Here is a 19468-nt window from a genome sequence, read left to right on the forward strand (position 1 = left end):
AGGTTTTTGCCCTGTTGATAACTTATTAAAAAATGTTAATTACTTATTGGGGTTTTCTTAGTCTATTTTGAAGAATTAACAGAATTTTAACATTTAGAAAACCGACCTAATGGTCTAGTTGTTCATCTTTGCAGCAAAATAAATAAGTATTAATAATTGGCAGACAGTATATATTACTAACCAAACACATCAAAATGAAAAAACATGTATTAACAGCCGTGTGCTGTTCTTTAATGTTATTAAATGTTACAGCGCTTTTTGCACAAGGAAAAGTGACAGGTAAACTTATCGATGCAGATACAAATGAGGCGCTTATTGGAGCCGCAATTGTTGTCGAAGGAACTAGTATCGGTACAATTACAATGATTGACGGTTCATACACTTTGGATGTACCGGCACAAACCAACACCCTTCAATTTTCATATTTGGGTTACATCAACCAAACCAAAGAAATAATGGTTGGTGATGGACAAACGAAAGACCTTGGAGTTATAGCCTTGGCTCCAAATACTGTTGGTATTAATGAGGTGCTTGTTGTTTCTGCAATAGCAAGGGATAGAGAAACTCCAGTCGCTCTATCTAACATAAAGCCTCAGCTTATTGAGGAAAAGATGGGATCGCAAGAATTTCCTGAATTGTTAAAATCAACACCATCAGTATATGCCACTAAAGGAGGTGGTGGATTTGGTGATTCCCGTATTACACTTCGTGGGTTTGACTCCAATAATATTGGTGTACTTATTAACGGTGTTCCAGTTAATGATATGGAAAGCGGAAAAGTTTATTGGTCTAACTGGGCTGGACTAAATGATGTTTTACACTCAGTTCAGGTACAGCGTGGTTTGGGTGCATCTCGTTTAGCACTTTCTTCTGTAGGTGGTACTAAAAATATTATAACAATTGCTACAGAAGCTGAAAAAGGAGGCTCAGCTTATGTTGGTATCGGTAATGATGGCCGTGTCAAACAATCTTTTACGGCTTCAACAGGTCTGCTAGATAATAATTGGGCCGTTACTGTTTCTGGAGCTCGTACCCAGGGAGATGGATATATAAAAGGAACAAGTTTTGATGCATACAGTTATTTCTTGAATGTATCTAAAATTATAAACGATGATCATCGAATTTCATTCACCGCTTTTGGTGCTCCACAATGGCACAATCAACGCGGATGGAAATCATCAATCGAAACACTACGTAATCATCGTGATGGAAAACGTTACAATCCTAATGTAGGAGTTAGGGATGGTAAGTGGTATGGTGCAGGTTATGGATATAATGAATACCATAAGCCTCAAATGTCGTTAAATCACTATTGGAATATTAATGAGACTATGATGTTATCAACAGCTCTGTATGCTTCTTTCTCTCAGGGCGGTGGACGTCGAATGGATGGAGATGGCGATGTAGCTGTAGGACCAGATGGGTATCGTGATTTTGATACAACAATTGCAGATAATGTTGCAAGTGGCACATCAAATGTGGTTGAAGGTCTAAGTGTAAACCAGCATAATTGGTATGGTGTACTATCTACTTTAACAAAAACGGTAGGTAATATGAAAATAACAGGTGGATTTGACGGCCGATATTATGTTGGAGAACATTACAAAGAAATTACTGACTTATTGGGAGGACAGTACTTTTTAGATGATAATAATGTAAATCGTCCAGATAATACACCTCTTGTTGAGGGTGATAGATATTCATACCACAATGATGGTATAGTTAAATGGGCTGGGTTATTTGGTCAGGTAGAATATACGACTGAGCAATATTCTGCATTTTTAACTGCAACCATTTCGCACAAAAATTACACTCGAATCGACTACTTTAACTACACGCCAGATAATCAGGAATCTGAGAGTTTAGGTTTTACACCTTGGAGTGTTAAAGGGGGATTTAACTACAATATCAATGAAAAGAATAATGTATACCTAAATGGAGGTTATTTTACGCGTTCGCCTTTCTTTAGAACTGCCTACCTAAACTACACTAATGAAGTAAATAAAGATGCTAAATACGAACGTGTTTTATCTTTTGATTTAGGTTATGGTTATACGAGTCGTCGATTGAATGTTAAGTTTGGGGCATATTACACTAACTGGTTAGATAAAGGTTTGGTTAGAACTTTCTATGATCCTAACAGTGGTGATGATTTTGCAGCTAACATTCCTGGTTTGAATGCCTTACATACAGGTGTTGAATTAGAAGTTACATGGAAACCAATAAATAAAATGGATGTCCATGGTATGTTCTCATTGGGTGAGTGGATATGGCAGGATGATGTTGACTTTACATTGTTAGACGATGACCAAAATGTAATTGGAGAATATAAAGCTTATTTGAAAGATGTACATGTAGGTAATGCTGCTCAATTAACGGCTGCAGTTGGTGTCAATTATGAAGTATTGCCAAAATTAAAGCTTGGTTTTGATATTAATCATTATGGTAAAAACTTTGCCGATTTTAATCCAGTTAACAGAACTGATGCAAATGACACAAGTGATTCTTGGCAATTACCTGATGCTACCATACTCGATTTAAATTTCCGCTATGGATTTAAAATAGGTAGCCTTGATGCAAGTATATATGGTAATGTTAATAATTTGCTTAATGTAGATTACATTATTGATGCTGAAGATGGTGCTGACCATACAGCAGAGTCAGCTCTTGTGTATTATGGTTTTGGAACAACTTGGGCAACAGGTTTAAAAATTAACTTTTAATCATTAGCATTCAAACAACAATATTTTAAGAACATGAAAAACTTTGTATTATATACATTAGCCCTGTTAGGATTGTTTGCAACAGCTTGTGATCCAATGGAAGATATCCATGCAGATATGGATAAAGAACTAATGGCTGAAAAGGAAGAGGCAGTATTCTTTGCTCAATTTGAAAAAGCTCCTGAAGCACATGTATTAACTGATGCTGATTATGAGTTATCAAGCGATGAGGGCGTGAGGCAATATAAAAATTTCTCAAAGTATGCTGAGCCACAAGATTTCTTACCAGAAATTTTAAACAAGAGATTCACAGCGCCAAATACGACTGAAATGATGGTAACTTATAATTATTATGAGAAACCATTTGTTGACGAGGATAATGCCTACGAACTAGAAAGTGATGATTACACCGAAATGGGTCAGTATTACCCTAATTTTGATGATGAAGATGCGGCAGAGTATGCAATACCTATTTTCTTAAATGAAAAGTATAAGTACGAGAAAGTGGCTGTTGGAACACAACAAACTGTAAAGTATAACTTCTATCAATCGGCTCAATCTCGTTATTTGCGAGTAAACGATGATAATACAGTTGATGTTTTAGATTACGAAGGCGACGATTCATATGAGTTAGTTGATGCAGATTACGAGTCACTGGGTAATGGCAATTACAATAATTTTTATAGTATCGAAGAAGCGCAAGAGAAAATAGTTACATTTTCAATAGAATCTGGTAAAGGTGCTGGAAACTATACTTGTTTTGTTTATCGTAACTATTTTGATAGATATGTTGTGTGTCAGTTAGGAGATGAAGGTTGGTCTGAATTAAAAAGTGTAATGCCGGTAAGCGGAACTGTTGCATACAAGGTGGTTTCACCTGATTATACTCAAAGTTACTGGAAGTTTATGTTGCCACTTAAATTCGTTAAAGTAGACAAGGCTCATGAAGTTGAATACACTTTAACAGATGACGATTACGCATTGGTAGGCAATGGACAATATAAAAACTTCGATGTACGTGAAGGTAAGGGTGAAGAATCAGAAGAAGTTAGAATTGAGAAAATTTCTACCATCTTGAAAGCTAACTTTGATGTTGTGGCTGGAGATGTATACAAAGTTCATTACAAAGTATACAATGGTCAGGCCGAAATGTGGGAAATCACACTAGAGGCTATTGAAGGATAACAAAGAATACAAGTTAAATAAACGAAAGCTACATGTTTATGTAGCTTTTGTTTTTTAAAACTAAATTTAATCTATTAAGGATGATTTCATGAGAACGTTTTTACGAGTATCGGTAGTACTGTGCTTGGTATTGCTTTTGTCTGGGCTAAACTCATTAGCTCAGGAACCTCCAACGACCCTTAATGGTGAGGCGTTAAAGCAGTGGTTGAAATCAAATTGGTATAGTGGCAAGCATAGTGAACTGGGTTATTCATTGGCTCGTCAAAAGATGTATCAAAGTATAGACAATGACAATAACACCATAACTTGTGTATATTCTGGTTATGAGAAATCTTGGCAATCAACAAATACAAGTACAAACCCGGATCCGGTTAATTGTGAACATACGGTGCCACAAAGTTTTTTTGGCGAAGCAGAGCCAATGAGATCTGATATTCACCATTTATTTCCAACCTATGGTAGTTGGAATTCAGAGCGTTCAAACAATCCATTTTCCGAGATAAATGATGACCATACTACTCGGTGGATGTATGGTTCGAACTCACAGTCATCAAAACCATCTAGTAACATTGATTATTATAGTGAATCAACAGGTTCAAGATTTGAACCTCGCGAAGATCATAAAGGAAACTGTGCCAGGGCTATTTTTTATTTTTATACTATGTATGCTTCTACTGTTGGTGATATTTCTTCGGTCGGTAATTTAAATACTTTATACCAATGGCACTTGAGCGACCCAGTTGATGCGGCCGAAATTTCTCGAAACGATGATATTGAAACCTTTCAAGGTAACAGGAATCCATATGTCGACTATCCTGAACTCGTTGAAAGAGCTTTTATCAATTATACTTCAGGACCATTAGTGCCAACAGTGTCTATCCAATCTAGTGAAACAGAGATTACTATCTCGTGGACCAATGTTGACAACGAAACAGGTTATAAGGTATATCGATCGACTGATAATATTAATTTTTTTGAACTTGGTACGCTGGGAGTAGATGTCTTGCAATTTGAAGACCATTCTGTAGTTGGAAGTGCAAATTATTACTATTACGTAATTGCGTTCAATGGAGATGGGAATAGTGCTGAAAGCAATGTAGTTAGTGCAGCATTGCTTTGGAGTGGGGGTGGAGCCGATGATTTATTCTTTTCGGAATACATAGAAGGAGCTGCCTCAGATAAAGTGCTTGAAATATCCAACTTTACCGGTAGTGAGGTAGATTTATCAAATTATTCAATTAAAAAGCAGATAAATGGAGGAGGACTATGGACAGATGAGTTGGTGTTGTCGGGGAGTATTGACAATGGCGATGTGTATGTGGTTTGTAATTCAGGTTCTTCAACTGCCATTAAATCTATAGCTGATTTATTAACTGATTCATGGGCCTTAGGTTTTAATGGCAATGATCCGATTGGGCTGTTTAAGAATGGAACTTATATTGATGCAATTGGTACTTTTAATAATTCCTCTTTTTGGGGAGAAGATGTTACATTAGTTCGTAAATCATATGTTAATAGTCCATCCACTACCTTTAATGAAAATGATTGGGAGAGTAACAGCAAGGGTACTATTTCTAATCTGGGCATGCACACCATGGATGCCCCAACTGATATTGATGATGAACTTTCTACGCCTTTAAAAATTAAAGTATACCCAATTCCGGCTAAGGATAACTTAACGGTTGAAGTGTTGGGTAATGAAATTTTCAGGCAGGTAACGATAAGCCTTATTGATGTGACAGGAAAGGTGGTTTATTCAAAGCTTATTAAAGTAGGTGGAAGTGTAATTAGAAATGAGATGATTGCCAGTGGATTTAATCAAGGTATGTACTTTCTAAGGCTGGAAGTTGATGGAAAATTAGCTATTCGAAAAGTTATCATTCAATAGCTCACATATTTACAAAATACAAAAAAAAGGCTGCTTTATGAAAGCAGCCTTTACTATTTTATTATATCTAGCGGTTAAAACTTCTCATCGTATTTTGTCCATAAATCATCGCCAAGCTTCCATGCCTCATTAACAACGCGATTGCCCCATTTAATGGTATAGCGGGTAAGGTGTGCTATTGTTTGCTTTCGTCCCATGCTCATAGCCGCAAGTTCAATGTCACGTTGTTGGTCAAATATCTCTTCCTGAAGTGGTAGAAAAACCTTATCTACATCGTGGCGTGCATCATTCCACCGAAGGCTGGCCAATGTACTCATGCGATTAAAGGCCCACCAGGCAGAATTACGATTAAAGCCATTTCGGCCAGGAGCTTTATATGAAGCAGGTAGATCTGATACGCTGCAATAAATCGGAATATAGACAGATGTAGCAATGTTATCTTGTGCCATCCATACCAACCCACCAATTTCATCTGGTAACCAGTCACGGCTTTGAGTGATGGTACCATACATGGTGTACCAGCGTGCAATGGTACGTTCACCTAATTTACCCCATCCGCCTTCAATATTATGGAGGTCATATTTATCATACGGCATAAAAGGATTGGCGTATGGATGAGGAATGGTGTCGCCCTCTTCGGTTACTTTCTTTAAATGGCCAACCATATCATATGGTGTATGCTCATAATAATCTTTAAACACTTCAATCATTTTATGAAGCGTAACCTTTTCGTCTGGTTTAACCGAAAAAGGATAGTCTGTAGCTTCGGGATCTAAATCCAGCGAAGGGGCCATCATACTTAATGTGCGCCATTCGCGTCGTCGTGCCGCCATTGATTCGCGTCCTTCAGGAGCATACGCATAAGCAAAGCGAAATTTATCTTCTTCAGGATTCCACCAGGCACTGTCTTTGGCTAGTTCAAACAGATTGTCTGAATACATAAAGTTTTTGGTATCGGTTGTGTCTACTTCCAATATGCGTGCAGCGTTCGCATTTACGCTAACATGCTTGTCAGGAACGCGTTGTGCTACCCAAATAGCACCAACTTTTCCTTTTCCCGGGCCAACCATCTCCAGATGCCAAACTTCATTTTTATCGGCAATCGTCAGGCATTCTCCCCAATCGCGGTAACCATATTCTTTAGTCAGTTCATCGGCCATTTTAATAGCCTGACGTGCTGTTGTGCAGCGCTCAAGCATGAGTTGTATAAGTCGTTGGCAATCAATTAAACCTTCTTCCGAAACCAATGATTCGCGACCACCAAAGGTTGATTCACCAATGGCTAACTGTTTGGTGTTCATACAAGGATATGCCGAGTTTATAAAGCCATATGTATGCCTTACTTGAGGTATTTCACCAACTGGGGTGTGCTTGTAGGCTGGCATTTTACGCGAATCATCCTTTTCACGCGAATACATGGTTGCCTTATCTCGTCGCCCATGTTTTTGTGGCGGAGTAATATTCATCCACGAACGGGTTCTGTGACTATCATCTGTGTGAGAAGTCATCACGGAACCGTCAAAGCTGGCGTCTTTACCAACGGTTATTGTTGTACATCCTTCGGGTACGCCGCCTTCCCAATCGGCTCTAATTTGTGAATTCAGCCACTGTGTGGTTCCCATCAACATGAGGGCAAGTGCAATATTTAATTTCATTAGCAAAGCTTTTATCGAGATGTACAAAAATATAAAAATGAACGAGCAGTTTAGCTGTTTTATGGTCTTTTATGAAAACTACATATTGTGATTACAAGGTTTTGCTAACTTTGTTATCATCACATTATAAAAATAAAGCTGAAGGATGAAGAAGTTTCTTAAAATAGCCGGTAGTGTAGTGCTTGGCATAATGGTTTTGTTAGTGTTGCTTCCTATTTTATTTAAAGGTAAAATAGAGAGTGTGGTTAAAAAGCAGATTAATGAGAATGTGAACGCTCAGGTCAATTACAATAAATTTTCATTGTCTCTTCTAAAAGATTTTCCAAATATAAGCATGGGAATGGATGGTTTATCGGTTGTTGGAAAAGCACCTTTCGAAAAGGATACTTTGCTCTATTTAGGAAATTTTTCAACGGAAGTTGGATTAATGGGAGCGCTTTCAGGAGAATTAGCTGTTAAATCAGTTTTATTATCTGACTTAAGGTTAAATGCCATTGTGCTACCTGACTCAATGGCTAATTGGGATATTACAATAAGTACTGAGGAGGAGACTGAAGTAGAAAATGAATCTGAATCTTCTGAGTTTAAAATCGTTTTAGAGTCTTTCATTATTGATAATGCCAACATCACTTATGTTGATCATTCGATGAATGTTGCTTCGACTATCAATGGTTTTAACATGGATTTATCTGGAGATATGTCAGAAGTACAGACGAACCTGATGTTAGATGCAGGAATAGAACATTTACTTGTGAATTATGATGGAATAAATTACATCAATGGTGCTTCACTTAAATTGGATGCCGGTATTGGTGTTGATTTAGAGAAAATGATTTTTAGCTTTTTGGATAACGAGTTGATGGTAAATGGTCTTACATTACAATTGGACGGTACAGTTGCTGTTAAAGACGAAGCTTATGGACTTGATTTGGCCATGGGAACAACAAAAACCGATTTTAAATCTCTATTAGCATTAGTGCCCGAGGAGTTCTTAAAAGACTTTGATGGATTACAAACGAAGGGTTCGATGCATCTTAAAGCTGCTGTAAAAGGAGATTATATTGATGAGGAGCATCTGCCTGCTTTTAATTTAGATTTAGCAGTCGAAAATGGGGCGATACAATATCCTGATTTGCCCGAATCCATAGAAGAGATAAATATTCAACTTTTGGTTGAAAATAAAGGCGGTAGTGCTGATAATACCCTCACAAACTTGGAGAAATTTCATTTTAAAGTGGCAGAGAATCCATTTGATGCATCTTTTAGTGTTATTAAGCCTGTTTCGAATCCGACATTTAAAGGGAAGGCAATAGGACGCATTGATTTGCACTCGTTAGCAAATGCCATTCCGTTGGATAGCTTCGATATAATGGGGCTTATTGAAACTGATTTTGTCATTGATGGCAATTATGCCCTAATAGAAAATGAGAAGTATGAAGACTTTAATGCTTCGGGTAAATTGATGTTAAAAGATTTTTATTACCAGAGTACTGATTTGCCACAGGGTATTCTTATCAAAAACTCCAAAATGACTGTTAATCCACGTTCGATTAAACTGGAGTCATTTGATTGTATCATTGGTAAAAGTGACTTTAAGCTTAGTGGTATGGTAAACAATTACCTGGCTTACTTACTGAAGGATGGAACATTAAAGGGCAGTTTGAGTCATCACTCAGCACTGATTAATACAAACGAATTTTTGGCAATGGCTTCTACTGAAGAAGGAACAGTAGAGGGAGAAACGCCAATAGAGGTCGTGGAGGTGCCAAAGAATCTGGACTTTGTATTTAACTCAAAAGTTGACAGACTGGTATATGACAAGCTCAATATTTATCAGGCTAAGGGGAAGGTGACCATGAAAAACGGAGTTGTTAAACTTAATGGACTCAACATGAATCTACTCGATGGAGCGATGACGATGAACGGACAATACAATACAGCATCTATGAGTAAGCCATATGTGGATTTTAATATTGAAGGTAGTAACCTGGACTTAAATGTGGCCGCACATTCATTTAGTATGGTTGATTCATTATTGCCACTGGCCAAAAATACGGAGGGGAAAGTTTCACCTAAGTTTAGCTATTACAGCGTTCTGGCAAAAAATGCCAAACCGGTAATGTCAACAATAAATGGGGGAGGATGGCTTCGTTCGAAAAGTGTTGAAGTTTCAAACTCTAAAATACAAAACACTTTGGCTTCTACCCTTAAAAATGATAGTTATAAATCGATGAAAGCTGAAGATTTAAACATCAATTTTATTCTTGATAAAGGAAATGTCATAGTTAAGCCATTCAAAACAAAAGTTGGAGGTAAAGTGGTTGAAGTGCAGGGCACTCAAGGGATTGATCAAAGTATTAATTATAAAATTACCATGCCTGTAAGCCGCAAAGAAGTAGCAAAGATGGCGGGTTCATTTGGTTTTAGCATACCAACTTCGGGCGATGACTTAATAGTGGATGTTTTGGTGAAAGGTACGGTTCAGGAGCCTCAATTGAGTTTTGGATTAGATAAAGCACGTAAGCAAGTAGAGAAGGATTTAAAGAAAGAAGGAGAGAAATTATTGAATAATTTCTTGAAGGGATTTTAATCAAACCTTGCTCATATATACGTTTACAAACGAATTAGTGACGTTAATGGAATCAATTTTTATTTTCATTCCATAAGCTTTTAATTAGTGTTAAAGTTAGTTCAAAGGGGAAAGATAATTGAAAACTAAATTGAGATGAATATACTTATTGTAGCACCATCATCACCTGAATATCGAAGTGTAAATTTATACACAACTCAACTGTTTTCATGCTTAAAACATTTGGCAGAGGACGGTGAGAAAGTTGATTTAATATCATTTGGAGAAGAAGTTGACGGTGGATTGTGCACTTTTGATAAGTATGTTTTAGATGATTATCAAGAGGCTGTAAGCACCATTAATAAATACGATGCCTGTATTTTACAGTTTCATCCTGATGGCTTTGGAGGCGCAGATGGCGATTTTATTTTATCACTGGTCTCACAGGTTCAAATACCCCTTCTCAGTATTTTTCATTTTGTATCAAGTGAGCCACAGGAACGTGAAAAACGCATAACGAATTATCTGGCAAATAAATCCATGGCTGTTCTGGCTTTTAGTCAATTGGCCATCGAATTTTTGGAACACTATTATAAAGTTAGTCGCGATAAAATATTCAGAACGGATTACGGTGTTTCTATGTTTGAACCCTTATCGCTTATCGAACGAGAAAAGGCCATTGGGGTAAATTCTGAAAAGGTAATTATGGCATGTGGTGATATGTGCCCAAGTAGTGGTTTTGAAACCATAATTAATGCTTTGCCCTCGATACAAAAAACGTATTCAAACGTGGGTTTGATAATCGTAAACACAAGCACACCCGATTCAAATACTCGAGAGTATAAGAAGGTGCTGAAACGATTATCTGCGCAGCGAGGTGTTAAAGATCAATTGACTATCATTGATTATGAGAATGTTGGAGGTGATATAGGGCAATTGTTTAATTCTGCTGATGCCTATGTTTCTTCCAATATTAATGACAAAAAATTGGAAGATGCTTTTTTAAGTATCGCGGTAGGAAGTGGCACTGCCGTTATATCAACACCTAGTTGGTATGCAAAAGAGTTACTTGATGATCAAAAAGGGAGTTTATTTGCATTTAAATCCATTAGCGAATTATCTTCCGAGTTGCTGCAGGTACTTCGAAATAATAGTGAAGTGCAACTATTTAGGGCTAATGCATCACTTTATGGTGCACAAAACTCCTGGTCTGTTCTTATTAAAAGAGTAAGAGAAATTATTAATAGCTCATCATCATCGTTTGATGTTGAAGTTAAAGAGAGTTTGTTTTATCCGGCTGACATGCCAGAGCTTAATTTGCAACAATTATTATCCTTAAGGGCTAATGCTGGATTTATTGAAGAGTCATTATTTGGTGTGCCTGATTTTAAATCAGGGTACACCTTACGAGGTAATGCAATGGCCTTGCAGGTTTTTGCTAAGGTTAATAAGTTTAAGCATGATCAACAGCATGTATGTGTCATACAACAATTGCTGGGGCTGATTAAACTAATGAGAAAAGATGATGGAGGATGGGGGAGCTCATTAAGCTATGAAGGACAAGTGATTGGCGTTGGGCAAGAAATCGATTTAGCCTATGCTGTTTGGTCTTTGGGTGTTGTCTATTCATCCTGTAAGGAGGAAGGTATTAAAGATGTAGCCTACAGTATGATGTTGCAATTGTTTAATGAAAATGATTTTAATTCAAATGACGCAAGTGCTTTGGTGCTTTTAGGTGTATCTGAGGTGTTAAAGAACGACCAAAGTAATTCGGATTTAATTGATAGATTAAGGGGGGCGCTTGCTAACCTTAAGAAGCAATTTCCAACGGATGCATACCAAGGGTGGCAATGGCATGAGAAAGAGATTCAGTCACAGGTGGGCTTGGTTCTCCTGGGTATGTTAAGTGCCTATGAGTTACTTCAGGAGGATGAGATATTGTCAATTGTCAAGCGAGCCATGCGTTTTATCGAACGATTCTTATTTGTGGATACTCGTTTTCTACCGACGGCCATTGGACGAAGTAGGGAACAGAGTATTGAGGTGAAAGACACTATACAAGAGTCGGCAGATACATATCTGATAACAAAAGTTTATGCCAAATTATTCGCACTAACCTCAAATACGCGATATGCTAAATTAGCATTTTCAGCTCATAGTTGGTATTTGGGCGATAATACACTTGGCCGTAGTTTGTTTGATATTAATTCAGGTGGATGTTACAAGGCCTTGAGTAAAAGAAGTGTTGAGCCAGTGATGTCAACAACAAGTACAAGTACATACTGGCTGTCATACTTCGCCTTGTATGATGTGTATAGCGAACAGGTTTTGAAAGAATTATAAGCAAAAAAAAATCCCGGTGAAAACCGGGATTTTTAATACCATTATATAATGGTTTAGCTTCTTTTCTCTTTAATACGAGCTTTTTTACCAGTAAGTCCACGTAAGTAAAACAACTTAGCACGACGAACTTTACCCTGACGTAGTAACTCAACTTTTTCAATGAAAGGAGAGTTAAATGGGAAAATACGTTCAACACCTACGTTGTTAGAAATCTTTCTAACAGTAAAGCGTTTGTTGTTTCCCTGTCCTTTAATTTGGATAACAACGCCTTTAAATACCTGAATACGTTCTTTGTTACCCTCTTTAATTTTGTACGATACCGCGATGTTATCACCCGGTCCGAAATCAGGCATTTCAACTCCACCTTCAAAGGCAGCTTCGGCAACTTTAATTAAATCCATCTTTGGAATTTTTTATTGGATTAAACTTTATCCACGCAACATTACGTGACTCCCTCGTTCAATAAGAGGTTGCGTAAATCGGCTGCAAAAATAGTGAATATAACTTAATAATGAAAAACTTTCGGCTTCATTTTCCTGTATTTATTCGCTTTTTTCGTCATTTGATGAGTTACTGGTATTCTGTTTATCCTCTTTCGAGAAGAAATTAATAATCAAATTTTTAAGCGATAGCGCCAGCGGAGTTATCCAACTACTAACTAAAAAGGGGACAAATCGCATAGGATTTAGAAAGGAAGCTAACTCAATGTACCTTAATTCAAGTTTTTTCTCAGAGAGTTTGACTTGATAATAAAGCTTCATCTTTTCATTCTCAAAGTCTTCAAATGATTTGATATGGTTGTATGAGTTTCTACTTAGATTCATCGTAATCAGTGTATTTAGGGAAGAATAATTGAATAAAGGATTGAATGATTGGCTTTTGGATAAGCACCTTGCGTAAGCCAAAAAATATGATGGCAATAAGCAGGTAAAAACTGGCAACCATGAAAAAGCCAATTCCTTCTCCTTCAAAAATGTGGTTAAGCCAAAATGCGATTGCTAAAGAGATAAAAAGCAATACAAAGAAAAATAGATAAAATAAGCCCATTTTAATGAGCATGCCAGAAAAGAAGCGAGAGAGATTTTCGGCAGCATGAAGCTTTGTTAGATCAAGGCGTGCATTAATGTACTCTTCAAAGTCATCTTTAACTTCATTAATTTCTTCAGATAGTTTTTCTTTCATGATGTGTGTTAAGAAAATACCCCGAAAAAGTTAATTTTCGGGATATCAGGTTAAATACGTTTGATTGGCCTTAATTGGCTCCATGAGTTGGTTCAAGGTTTTGTTTGTATTCTTTAATAAGGTTTTCAATTTTCTGTTCCAAATCATTCATCTTCACCTTCATTTCTTCCTTCAATTCTCCACCTTTCACTTTCACTTTTTCTCGTAGTTGCTGAAGTTCAGCTTCCATTTCTTTAAGCTTCGCTTTTACTTGTTCACGAGTTTCGCTACCTTTTTGAGGAGCGTAAAGTAACGCAATTGAGGCCCCCAGAGCTGCTCCGGTCAACAAACCTCCTAAAAATAATCCAGTATACTTCATGGCCTTTATTTTATTGGTTATTAAAGTTAATAAGGTACAAAAGCTTAATTAATATGTCAATTTATTTGGTGGAGCAAAAACGTTAGTTAATGGACGTTTAGCGTTAAGTTATCACACCTTAATGATTTCTAGTGTCTGTCTGTAATCAGTTTTTTTGATAAAGTTATAACTTTACAGACACATTCGTGCTTATGATTAATTAAAAGTCGTTAAGGAAAATGAGAAACAACGCTATTTCAGATACCGAAAGAAAAGAGGTGAAGTTGACGTACAAACAGCTATTGTCTGTTTGCCAACCGATGATGGAAGATGGAGATATAGAGCTAATTCGAAAAGCGTTAAAAATAACTTCTTTAAATGATGGAGAAATAGCACGAAATGGGGCTGGTGAATTAAAAATTAAAGAAGCTCTTGAGGTCGCTTTAATTGTTGTTAGGGAGTTAGGCTTAAGTCGCGTTGCAGTAGTTGGCGCTCTATTATATGATGCTGTTCTTGATGGAACAATCACTGAAGCGGAAGTAGAGAAGAGTTTTGGGAAACAAGTCGCCATCATCACACGTGGCCTGGTTAAAGTAGGAGAACTTTACAGTAAAAATACTTCCATCAAAAATGAAAACTTCAGAAAGCTGCTATTAACATTTGCAGAAGATATTCGTGTTGTCTTATTAATTATTGCAAATCGCCTTCGTACGATGCGAAGTCTTGCTTTGTATAACGAAGAGGATCAGCAACGAATCAGTAGCGAAGTTGGATATTTATATGCGCCTATGGCACATCGCCTGGGTTTATATAATATTAAATCGGAGATGGAAGATTTGGTGATGAAATTCACCAATCGGGATATGTATTCCTTTATTGCCCGAAAACTGAATGAAACCAAACGTGCTCGCGATAAATATATCAAAGAGTTTATTGAACCACTTGAGCATCAGCTAGGCCAGCAAGGCTTAAAATTTGAGATTAAAGGGCGAACTAAAACCATTCATTCCATATTTAATAAACTTAAAAAGCAAAATACAGAATTTGAAAATGTATATGATTTATTTGCTATCCGTGTTATCTTAGATAGCGATTTAAGTAAAGAGAAGGCTGAATGTTGGCAGGTTTATTCGGTTGTGACGGATAAATATCAACCCAATCCAAGCCGCTTACGTGATTGGATATCTGTTCCAAAATCGAATGGTTATGAGTCGTTACATACGACGGTATTAGGGCCTGATAAAAAATGGGTGGAAGTTCAAATACGAACCGAACGTATGAATGAGGTGGCCGAAAAAGGATTAGCAGCTCACTGGAAATATAAAGGCCATAAGGGTGAAAAAGGAATGGATGAGTGGTTGTCTAATGTGCGAGAAATACTTGAAAATCCGGAACTTAATGCTGTTGATTTTATCGATGACTTCAAGCTCGATTTGTATGATGAGGAAGTATTTGTGTTTACACCTAAAGGTGATTTGCGTCGATTAAAAAAGGGAGCTACAGTTTTGGATTTTGCTTTTGAAATACACTCAGAAGTCGGAAAAAAATGTGTTGGTGGAAAGGTGAATAATAAAAACGTGTCCATCAGGTATGCACTGAAGAATGGTGATCATGTAGATATTCAGACAGCCAGCAATCAGGAACCCAAACAAGATTGGCTTAATGTTGTAGTTACTTCCAAAGCTAAATCGAAATTAAAACAGGCTTTACGCGATATAGAATACAAAGAGGCCGAAATAGGTCGCGAAATGCTTGTGAGGCGCTTAAAGAACTGGAAATATGATTTAAATGATCAGTTACTTAATCAATTAGTTAAGTACTTTGCTTATAAAACAGTTCAGGATTTTATGCGCGCTATTGCTATTGATAAAATCGATTTTAGCCGCATAAAAGATTTCATTATTCAATCAGAAAAAAAGGATGAGGATAATGTAGAGCTGGATAAAGAGCGTAGTGCTGAGAATTTTATTACGACTAATGATAGTTTGCCCGATGATGATGTCTTGATGATTGATAAAAGCCTGACCAATGTAGACTATAAGCTGGCAAAATGTTGTAATCCTATTTTTGGTGATGATATTTTTGGTTTTGTAGCGGCAATGGGAGGTATCAAAATACATCGAAAAACGTGCCCCAATGCGGTTGATATGAAAACCAAATTTGGTTACCGAATTGTTAAAGCCCAATGGACATCAGGTGCCGATGTAAGCTATCAGGCAACATTAAAAATTACAGGTGTAGATGATATTGGTATTGTCACAAATATATCTCAAGTTATTTCTAAAGAGATGAAGGTGAAAATTCGCTCCATGTCCATTGATTCGCATGAAGGTATTTTCGAAGGAAACATGACTGTTTTTGTTGATAATACAAAGAGTCTTTCGATACTTATTAAGAAAATTAAAAACGTAAAAGGGGTGTATTCAGTTTCAAGGGTTGGAAGCTGAATAAATAGCAAATAAAGGTTGATTTTTTCTTCTTTTTGGATTAACTTTTTTCAAAACGTGTCTGACAATCTAAACTTTACAGCCATGGAAGAAAAAATTATCACTTTAGTCGTTTTATCCTTCGAAAAGGCTCATATCTTAAAATCATTACTGGAAGCTGAAGGCATTGAATGTTTTCTTGAAAACACCAATCTAATTCAGGGAGCTGTTTCAACGGGTGTAAAAGTGAATATATCCGAAATTCACTTAGAAAAAGCCATGCCTGTACTGGAAAGTATGATGCAGGAAGAGCTTGAACCGGTAGAGGTGGAAAATATACCGCCTCGAATACTACTACCTATCGACTTCTCAGAGTATTCCAAAAAAGCTGCACAATTTGCCTTAGATTGGGCGCAAGAGCTTGAAGCTGAGCTAACCGTTTTTCACACTTATTTTAATCCGATAATAAGTACAATGCCTTTCTCAGATACCTTTGCTTATGAGGTTAATACTGAAGAAATGGCAATGGAACTGGAAGAAAAGGCAGGTGAAGGTATGGAGGAGATGAAAGCTTATTTAAACAAGATAAATGAGCAACTAGATAATCCGGTGTCGATTAAAATGGAATTGGTTAAAGGTATTGCTGAGGATGAGATTGTTAAATATAGTAAGGTGTATCGTCCATTAGTAATTATTATGGGTACGAGAGGTGCTGATCGAAAAGCAACAGATCTTATTGGTAGTGTTACAGCTGAAGTTATGGAAGCTGCAAAAGTTCCTGTCTTGGCTATTCCTGAGAATTTTGAGTATTCTGGGTTGGGTGGATTGAAAAAGGTGCTGTATGCAACAGATTTCCAGGAGGCTGACTTTCGGTCACTCGAAAAACTAGAGCTCTTAATTCGCCCACTCAATATGGAAGTAACTTGTGGTCATGTAAGTTCTAAAGAGCATTCGCAATGGGATGAAGTACGTATGGCTGGCCTGAAAGAGCATATTAAATCGAATTATAATGAGGAGTTAGTCAAATGTGACCTTATTGAACATGAAGATTTATTTGTTGGTATTGAAAGCTATGTGCGCGATAATTCAATCGATATGCTTTCTTTTACCAGACGAAGAAGAAACTTGATTAGTAAAATTATTAACCCTAATCTGGCAAAGAAAATGTTGTTCCATTCAACCACGCCTTTGTTAGTATTTAATGATTAATTTCTTACTTTTAGGCATAACAATTGCCTGAAAAAGTGAATAGAATTACAAAATCATATTTAAGAGCCGGCTTTTGCATAGCTGGCTTTCTGCTTTTTATACAGGCCACTGCTCAGTATGCCGTGAGTGGTGAAATTCTTGATGTCAATTACCAGTTTGGTAATGTTATTATAGAATTAAAAAATGACTCAAAATCGCGACAAATAAATGTTACTGCTCATGGTCATTTTAGCACCTCATTAGACTGGAATGAAATATACCTGTTTAAATTTCGAAAAGAAGGTTACGTCACTAAGGTTATCGAATTTTCAACTAAACTGCCGAAAGGAAAAGAGGTAGGTTCCATCGAGCCTTACCATATGCCGGTTCGGCTATTTAAAACTTTTGAAGGTGTTGATACCGTTTTTTTTAGAAATCCAATTGCAAAAATACGATATGATAGTGAGCTTGGTGATTTTGAGCATGATATTGATTATTCAATGAAAATTAAATACCGCATCGATAAAATGCGAGAAGATGGTGTCATTCCTGAGTCGATTGTAAACGAATTACCTTCTCCAAAAATTGCAGAGAAAAAAGCAATTGTCCAACCAAGTGAAGTTAAAACTACTTTGGGTAACATTGATAAAACAACGAATGAAGAACTACTTATAAGCTTTGAGGAAATTACAGGAGCACCACCTTTAAAAAGCAAATATGAGCATGGAGAAACAGTTGAGGAGTTCGAATTGACTAATCGTAACATTAAACGAACAATTTTTATCTATGGCGAACAGCGTCGGGTATTCTTATCTGTAAAACATAGTTGGGGTGGTCATTTTTACTTTATTGATCAGGCTGAAATAGGTTATAGGTGCATTTCACGAGATGTATATGAGTTTTCGATAAAAAAGTATAGAAAAAAAATAAAGACAAATAAATGAAGCAACTAAGAGGTTTTGCCAGTGATAATAATGCAAGTGTTCATCCCGAAATAATGAACGCAATTAGCAATGCAAATGTTGGTCATGCAATTGGTTACGGTGGAGATGTTATTACAGAACAGGCACAATCAGTTTTTAAGAATCATTTTGGCAAAGAAACAGAAACCTTTTTTGTATACAATGGAACCGGAGCTAATGTCATAGCCATTCAGGCACTGGCTCAGTCATATAATGCTGTTGTATGTGCCAATACGGCTCATATTAATGTGGATGAATGTGGCGCTCCAGAGAAACTTTCTGGATGTAAATTACTACCTATTGATACCAATAATGGAAAGATAACAGTTGAGCAAATCAAAAAATATATGCATGGATTTGGCTTTGAACACCATGCTCAACCTAAAGTAATCTCTATTACGCAAGCCTCCGAGTTAGGTACAATATACTCCATTGATGAAATTAAGATAATTGCCGATTATGTACATAGTATTGGTTTGTATCTACACATGGATGGAGCACGAATCGCCAATGCAGCGGCGGCTCTCGGTTGTACTTTAGCCGATACCTCAATAAAAGCAGGTGTAGATGTGTTATCTTTTGGCGGGACAAAGAATGGTCTTATGTTTGGAGAAGCCATCGTTTTTGCCAATGCCAAACTCGCAGAAAATGTGAAATATATACGTAAGCAGTCAACGCAACTTCATTCTAAAATGCGATATATTTCAGCACAATTTATGGCTTTGCTTGAGGGTGAACTATGGTTACAGAATGCCATGCATGCCAACAAAATGGCTAAATTACTTGGAAGTGAAGTGTCTAAGATAAAAAACGTTCAATTAACACAGGAAGTGGAATCAAACGGGGTGTTTGCGATTATTCCGAAAGATGTAATTGAGCCTCTACAAAATGAATTCTTCTTTTATGTATGGGACGAGCATCGGTGTGAAGTTAGGTGGATGACTTCCTTTGATACTACTGAAGCCGATATTGCTCAATTTACAAGTATTTTAAAAGATTTAATTCAATAG

Annotated in this window: 14 protein-coding genes; 9 read left to right on the forward strand and 5 right to left on the reverse strand. The window is 36.9% G+C overall.

Annotated features, from left to right (window positions below; all coding sequences use genetic code 11):
• Positions 1–194: 194 nt before the first annotated feature.
• From JIV24_RS12255 to JIV24_RS12265, 3 genes are all read left to right on the forward strand, one after another.
• Positions 195–2723 (forward strand): TonB-dependent receptor, encoded by a 2529-nt coding sequence (locus tag JIV24_RS12255; protein ID WP_234445815.1) that lies wholly within the window; start codon positions 195–197, stop codon positions 2721–2723.
• Positions 2724–2756: 33 nt separating this feature from the next.
• Positions 2757–3908 carry a hypothetical protein gene (locus tag JIV24_RS12260; RefSeq protein ID WP_200465336.1) on the forward strand — a complete coding sequence of 384 codons (1152 nt, stop codon included), beginning with the start codon at positions 2757–2759 and terminating at the stop codon, positions 3906–3908.
• 88 nt (positions 3909–3996) lie between these two features.
• On the forward strand, positions 3997–5796 hold the full coding sequence (locus tag JIV24_RS12265) for an endonuclease (protein WP_200465337.1): 1800 nt from the start codon (positions 3997–3999) through the stop codon (positions 5794–5796).
• Between the two features lie 74 nt (positions 5797–5870).
• On the opposite strand, the gene JIV24_RS12270 is transcribed toward JIV24_RS12265, so the two are convergent.
• Positions 5871–7451 carry a dipeptidase gene (locus JIV24_RS12270; RefSeq protein WP_200465338.1) on the reverse strand — a complete coding sequence of 527 codons (1581 nt, stop codon included), beginning with the start codon at positions 7449–7451 and terminating at the stop codon, positions 5871–5873.
• 145 nt (positions 7452–7596) lie between these two features.
• Here JIV24_RS12270 and JIV24_RS12275 point away from each other — a divergent pair, with 145 nt between their 5' ends.
• Together JIV24_RS12275 and JIV24_RS12280 are read left to right on the forward strand one after the other, a co-directional pair.
• On the forward strand, positions 7597–10041 hold the full coding sequence (locus JIV24_RS12275) for an AsmA family protein (protein WP_200465339.1): 2445 nt from the start codon (positions 7597–7599) through the stop codon (positions 10039–10041).
• 135 nt (positions 10042–10176) lie between these two features.
• Complete coding sequence (locus JIV24_RS12280) at positions 10177–12363, forward strand: glycosyltransferase (RefSeq protein WP_200465340.1); 2187 nt, start codon at positions 10177–10179, stop codon at positions 12361–12363.
• Between the two features lie 53 nt (positions 12364–12416).
• Here the strand turns inward: JIV24_RS12280 and rplS are convergent, their stop codons facing one another.
• From rplS to JIV24_RS12300, 4 genes are all read right to left on the reverse strand, one after another.
• On the reverse strand, positions 12417–12764 hold the full coding sequence (gene rplS / locus JIV24_RS12285; RefSeq protein ID WP_200465341.1) for a 50S ribosomal protein L19: 348 nt from the start codon (positions 12762–12764) through the stop codon (positions 12417–12419).
• A gap of 141 nt (positions 12765–12905) precedes the next feature.
• Complete coding sequence (locus tag JIV24_RS12290) at positions 12906–13187, reverse strand: hypothetical protein (RefSeq protein ID WP_200465342.1); 282 nt, start codon at positions 13185–13187, stop codon at positions 12906–12908.
• Positions 13174–13545 carry a phage holin family protein gene (locus tag JIV24_RS12295; RefSeq protein ID WP_200465343.1) on the reverse strand — a complete coding sequence of 124 codons (372 nt, stop codon included), beginning with the start codon at positions 13543–13545 and terminating at the stop codon, positions 13174–13176. The genes JIV24_RS12290 and JIV24_RS12295 overlap by 14 nt, the downstream gene beginning before the upstream one ends.
• Positions 13546–13615: 70 nt before the next feature.
• A complete protein-coding gene (locus JIV24_RS12300; RefSeq protein ID WP_200465344.1) occupies positions 13616–13903 on the reverse strand; it encodes a YtxH domain-containing protein in 288 nt (95 codons plus the stop codon).
• 218 nt (positions 13904–14121) lie between these two features.
• Between JIV24_RS12300 and JIV24_RS12305 the strand changes: the two genes are divergently transcribed.
• The 4 genes from JIV24_RS12305 (at position 14122) to JIV24_RS12320 (ending at position 19468) form a co-directional block, all read left to right on the forward strand.
• Positions 14122–16329: a RelA/SpoT family protein gene (locus JIV24_RS12305; RefSeq protein ID WP_200465345.1), complete on the forward strand. Its 2208-nt coding sequence runs from the start codon at positions 14122–14124 to the stop codon at positions 16327–16329.
• An 84-nt stretch (positions 16330–16413) separates the two neighbouring features.
• Positions 16414–17517, forward strand: coding sequence for a universal stress protein (locus JIV24_RS12310; RefSeq protein ID WP_200465346.1), 1104 nt, complete (start codon positions 16414–16416; stop codon positions 17515–17517).
• A 35-nt stretch (positions 17518–17552) separates the two neighbouring features.
• Complete coding sequence (locus JIV24_RS12315; protein ID WP_200465347.1) at positions 17553–18440, forward strand: hypothetical protein; 888 nt, start codon at positions 17553–17555, stop codon at positions 18438–18440.
• Positions 18437–19468: a threonine aldolase family protein gene (locus JIV24_RS12320; RefSeq protein ID WP_200465348.1), complete on the forward strand. Its 1032-nt coding sequence runs from the start codon at positions 18437–18439 to the stop codon at positions 19466–19468. The genes JIV24_RS12315 and JIV24_RS12320 overlap by 4 nt, the downstream gene beginning before the upstream one ends.

Source organism: Carboxylicivirga marina, from assembly GCF_016612505.1.
Taxonomy (GTDB): domain Bacteria; phylum Bacteroidota; class Bacteroidia; order Bacteroidales; family Marinilabiliaceae; genus Carboxylicivirga; species Carboxylicivirga marina.

Excerpts from the sequence above, each read along its gene's own strand:
- JIV24_RS12255 (WP_234445815.1), top strand. The coding sequence starts at position 195 with ATGAAAAAACATGTATTAACAGCCGTGTGCTGTTCTTTAATGTTATTA.
- JIV24_RS12270 (WP_200465338.1), bottom strand. The coding sequence starts at position 7,451 with ATGAAATTAAATATTGCACTTGCCCTCATGTTGATGGGAACCACACAG.
- JIV24_RS12320 (WP_200465348.1), top strand. The coding sequence starts at position 18,437 with ATGAAGCAACTAAGAGGTTTTGCCAGTGATAATAATGCAAGTGTTCAT.
- JIV24_RS12295 (WP_200465343.1), bottom strand. The coding sequence starts at position 13,545 with ATGAAAGAAAAACTATCTGAAGAAATTAATGAAGTTAAAGATGACTTT.
- JIV24_RS12305 (WP_200465345.1), top strand. The coding sequence starts at position 14,122 with ATGAGAAACAACGCTATTTCAGATACCGAAAGAAAAGAGGTGAAGTTG.
- JIV24_RS12275 (WP_200465339.1), top strand. The coding sequence starts at position 7,597 with ATGAAGAAGTTTCTTAAAATAGCCGGTAGTGTAGTGCTTGGCATAATG.
- JIV24_RS12300 (WP_200465344.1), bottom strand. The coding sequence starts at position 13,903 with ATGAAGTATACTGGATTATTTTTAGGAGGTTTGTTGACCGGAGCAGCT.
- JIV24_RS12290 (WP_200465342.1), bottom strand. The coding sequence starts at position 13,187 with ATGAATCTAAGTAGAAACTCATACAACCATATCAAATCATTTGAAGAC.
- rplS (WP_200465341.1), bottom strand. The coding sequence starts at position 12,764 with ATGGATTTAATTAAAGTTGCCGAAGCTGCCTTTGAAGGTGGAGTTGAA.
- JIV24_RS12260 (WP_200465336.1), top strand. The coding sequence starts at position 2,757 with ATGAAAAACTTTGTATTATATACATTAGCCCTGTTAGGATTGTTTGCA.
- JIV24_RS12280 (WP_200465340.1), top strand. The coding sequence starts at position 10,177 with ATGAATATACTTATTGTAGCACCATCATCACCTGAATATCGAAGTGTA.
- JIV24_RS12265 (WP_200465337.1), top strand. The coding sequence starts at position 3,997 with ATGAGAACGTTTTTACGAGTATCGGTAGTACTGTGCTTGGTATTGCTT.
- JIV24_RS12310 (WP_200465346.1), top strand. The coding sequence starts at position 16,414 with ATGGAAGAAAAAATTATCACTTTAGTCGTTTTATCCTTCGAAAAGGCT.